This is a genomic window from Xanthomonas sp. SHU 199 (assembly GCF_000364665.1).
Taxonomy (GTDB): domain Bacteria; phylum Pseudomonadota; class Gammaproteobacteria; order Xanthomonadales; family Xanthomonadaceae; genus Xanthomonas_A; species Xanthomonas_A sontii.
Window position 1 is genome coordinate 1 of record NZ_AQOI01000659.1, and the last position, 1549, is coordinate 1549.

Annotated in this window: 1 protein-coding gene and 1 pseudogene; both read right to left on the minus strand. The window is 62.9% G+C overall.

What is annotated here, in order from left to right; translation table 11 throughout:
• Positions 1 to 894: CHASE3 domain-containing protein (locus tag D183_RS0118805; protein WP_017910360.1), on the minus strand; the 894-nt coding region annotated here is incomplete at its 3' end.
• Positions 895 to 1360: 466 nt separating this feature from the next.
• Positions 1361 to 1549: pseudogene (locus D183_RS0118810) on the minus strand (hypothetical protein); the annotation flags it as partial.

Sequence of the window (1549 nt, forward strand, 5' to 3'; positions counted from 1 at the left end):
CGCGTTGCTGTCGCGGACCATACGCCCGTAGTCGCCCGGGAACACGGTTTCGTCCATGCGGTAGCTGATCTGGCCGGCGTCGTGGCGCTGGGCCATCTCGGCCTGCGCGGCGAGCACCGCCTGCAACTGGCTCTGCATCTTGTCCATGCTCAGCAGCAGCACGCCGGCCTCGTCCTTGCTGCGCAGGTCGATCGCATTGTCGAGCTTGCCGCGGGCGATGGCGTCGGCCACGCCGATCGCGGTGCCCAGGCGCTTGAGCAACTGGCGGCGGATCACGATCGCCATGCCGACCGCGGCCACGATCACCAGCAGGTTGCCCAGCAGGACCGCCCACTTGTTCTGCGCGCGCACGGCGGTCAGGGTCTCGGTGCGCTTGGCCAGCAGGCCGCGCTCCTCGTTGCTGAAGTCGCCCAGCAGGCCGCGGATCTCCTGCATCGCCTTGCGGTCGCGGGCCCGGCTGAACTCGGCGGCGATCTGCGCGGGATCGTTGGACTGCGCGCGCAATGCGGTGATCTGTTTCTCCACGCCGGCGAGGTTGTCGAACGCGGCATGCAGCTTTTCCAGCCGCGCCTGCTGGCGCGGATTGTCCGCCGTCAGGCGCTTGGCTTCGGCATAGTTCTTGTCGAACGCGGCCAGGCCGTTGGTGAACGGCTGCAGGTGGTCCTTGTTACCCGACAGCAGATAGCCACGCGCACCGGTCTCGACGTTGAGGGCATCGATTTCCATCATGTCGCCGGTGCCCATCACCTTGTAGGTGTGGTCGTTCATGTCGGCGGCGTTGTTGAGCGAAGAGAGGCTGCTCAGGCTGATCGAGCCGATGATCACCGTGATCAGCACGATGATCGCGAAACTGAGCGCGAGCCTGGCGGAAAGACTGAGATTCTTGAGCGTCATCGTCGTGGTCCTGGTGGAAAGGTGAAGCGTTGGGGATGGCGTACCCCTTGCCTGAGTCGATGTCCGCGGAGGCGATGGGTGGTGCCTATCTATTTCGTCTGCACATCGAAAACATGCAATTGATAGTTTTTGTAGATTTAATAGATGCTTGCGATTGAAACTTATACGGCGATTTGGCCTTTCTTTGCTCCAGTCGCCTTGTGACAACTCTTGTTCAAATTTGTAGACAATTTTTGTGTGCTCACGCCGTATCGGCGTGTGTGCTCTGTTCTTTAAGGCGGGATGGTGGGGATTTAGATGCGCTTCACGTTGACTTCACTCCGACAGGGATAGGCGTCGCGCTTTTTCCGGGCGCCACGCCCGTCGATTCGCCTCCAGCCGTGTGGAATGACTCAAAAAAAGAGCCCGGGAGCTGGCGCTCCCGGGCTTCGTTACCCGTGTCAGTGGGATGCGTGGTGAAGCGCGATCAGAACTCCTGCCAGTCGTTGCCGCCTGCAACCACGTCTGTGGTCTTGGCTGCAGCAACGGCCACCGGCCGGCGTGCGGCCGCTGGCGGTGCAGGAATCTTGGCCGGTCGCTTGGCGCCGACGCTGGCGAGCGCGGCCGGCGGCGCGGCGCGGCGCGGTGCCGTCGGCGCCTGCTGGTCGATCTTGAA